At 66.1% G+C, this 2,321-nt stretch carries 1 protein-coding gene; it reads left to right on the top strand.

Annotation, left to right across the window (positions count from 1 at the left end):
- Positions 1–105 precede the first annotated feature (105 nt).
- Positions 106–2,321: type I polyketide synthase (locus tag NBG84_RS16920; RefSeq protein WP_250920299.1), on the top strand; the 2,216-nt coding region annotated here is incomplete at its 3' end.

The raw sequence follows: 2,321 nt of genomic DNA, 5'->3' as shown, positions 1-2,321 counted from the left end.
GGTGTCGTTCTGTTGGAACGTCTCTCTGATGCGCAACGCAACGGTCATCGGGTGCTGGCGGTGGTACGCGGTTCGGCAATCAATCAGGATGGTGCGTCCAATGGGTTGACGGCGCCGAACGGTCCGTCGCAGGAGCGGGTGATCCGGCAGGCGCTGGCCAACGCGGGCTTGTCTACCGCGGATGTGGACGTGGTGGAGGGGCATGGGACCGGAACCACGCTAGGTGATCCGATCGAGGCGCAGGCACTCCTTGCGACCTATGGGCAGGGGCGTTCGGAGGATCGGCCGTTGTGGCTGGGTTCGTTGAAGTCCAACATCGGCCACACTATGACGGCTGCCGGTATCGCGAGTGTGATCAAGATGGTGATGGCTCTCCAGCATGGCCAACTGCCCAAGACGCTGCATGTGGATGAGCCGTCCTCGCACGTGGACTGGACAGCGGGCGCGGTTGAGCTGCTGACCGAGCAGCGGTCCTGGCCGGACACGGGGCGTCCCCGCCGTGCGGGGATCTCCTCGTTCGGTATCAGTGGCACCAATGCGCATGTGATTGTGGAGCAGGGTCCGGAGGTCGAGAACGGCACGGACGGGGATGTGCCGGGGCCTGTGGTGGTGACGGATGGGACGGTGCCGTGGTTGGTGTCGGCGAAGTCGCAGGCCGCGTTGGGGGAGCAGGCGCGGCGGCTGCTGGATCACCTTGACCGTTTCCCTGATGTGTCACCCACTGAGCTGGGTCATGCGTTGGTGGCGGGTCGTTCGGTGTTCGATCATCGGGCGGTGGTGATCGGCCGGGAGCCGGAAGACTTCCGGGGTGGGTTGGCGGCGTTGGCCGCTGGTGAGCCCTCTGCCCGGGTGGTGACCGGCACGGCGGCGGCTGGGCCGGGTAGGACGGTGTTGGTCTTTCCTGGGCAGGGGTCGCAGTGGCTGGGGATGGGCGTGGAGTTGATGCGTTCCTCGCCGGTGTTCGCGGAACATGTCACCGCTTGTGCCGCGGCGTTGGAGCCGTTCACCGACTGGAATCTGATCGATGTCCTCACCCAGGTGCCCGGTGCCCCCGGTTTGGATCGGGTGGATGTGGTCCAGCCTGCCCTGTGGGCGATGATGGTCTCCCTGGCGCGGTTGTGGGAGCACCTGGGTGTGATGCCGGATGCGGTGGTGGGTCATTCCCAGGGCGAGATCGCCGCCGCCCATATCGCCGGCGTGCTCTCACTGGAGGATTCTGCTCGCATTGTGGCGTTGCGTTCGCAGGCCATCACCGGGATCGCTGGCCGTGGAGGCATGGTCTCCCTTTCCCTTGCCACGGCGGTCGCCGAGGAGCTCATTGTTCGATGGGTGGGCCGGGTGGTGGTGGCTGCCGTCAATGGGCCGTCGGTCACCGTGGTCGCGGGTGATGCCGACGCGTTGGAGGAGTTGCTGGCTCATTGCGAGGGGGAGGGGATACGGGCGCGGAGGATCCCGGTCGACTACGCCTCTCACTCCCCGCATGTTCATGCCCTGCACGATGAGTTGCTGGAGTTGTTGGAGCCGATCGAGCCCCGACCGGCCACCGTCGCGTTCTACTCCACCGTCTCCGGTCGTGTCGGCGGGCCGATGGTTGATACCACGGTGATGAACGCCCAGTACTGGTATGACAACCTGGCTACCACCGTCGACTTCCAGACCGCCACCCGCTCCCTACTGGACGACGGCCACACCCTGTTCGTCGAGGCCAGCCCCCACCCCGTCCTCACCAGCGCGGTGCAGGAGACCACCGAAGACCATCCGATGGGTGAACAGATCCTGGTCACCGGGACCTTGCGCCGTGATGACGACACCTGGCAGCGGGTGCTGGCCTCCCTGGCCACCGCCCACACCCACACCACCGTCAACTGGCCGGGTTTCTATCCCGCGACCCGGCCCACCCATCTCGACCTGCCCACCTACCCCTTCCAACACCAGCACTACTGGATCGAGCACACTTCCGTTGCTACCGATCCTCAGGCCATCGGCCTGCATTCCGCTGATCACGGTTTGCTCGGTGCCACCGTTGCTCTCGCGGGCGGCGAGGGGCACCTGTTCACCGGCCGACTGTCGCTGCGTAGCCATCCCTGGCTGGTCGACCACGCCGTCCACGACGTCCCCCTTCTGCCCGGCACCGCATTCATCGAACTCGCCCTCCATGCCGGCCAGGTCATCGATGCCCCGCACCTGGAAGACCTCACCCTCGAAGTGCCCCTCGCACTCCCGGCCATCGGCGGTGTGCAGTTGCAGGTCCATGTGGGGGCGGTTGACGAGGCTGGGCGGCGTTCGGTGACCATCCACTCCCGGCCTGATGATGCTGTTTC

It is taken from the genome of Streptomyces albipurpureus (assembly GCF_023701525.1).
GTDB classification, from domain to species: Bacteria; Actinomycetota; Actinomycetes; order Streptomycetales; family Streptomycetaceae; genus Streptomyces; species Streptomyces albipurpureus.
This window is presented reverse-complemented; position numbering and strand designations above follow the sequence as displayed.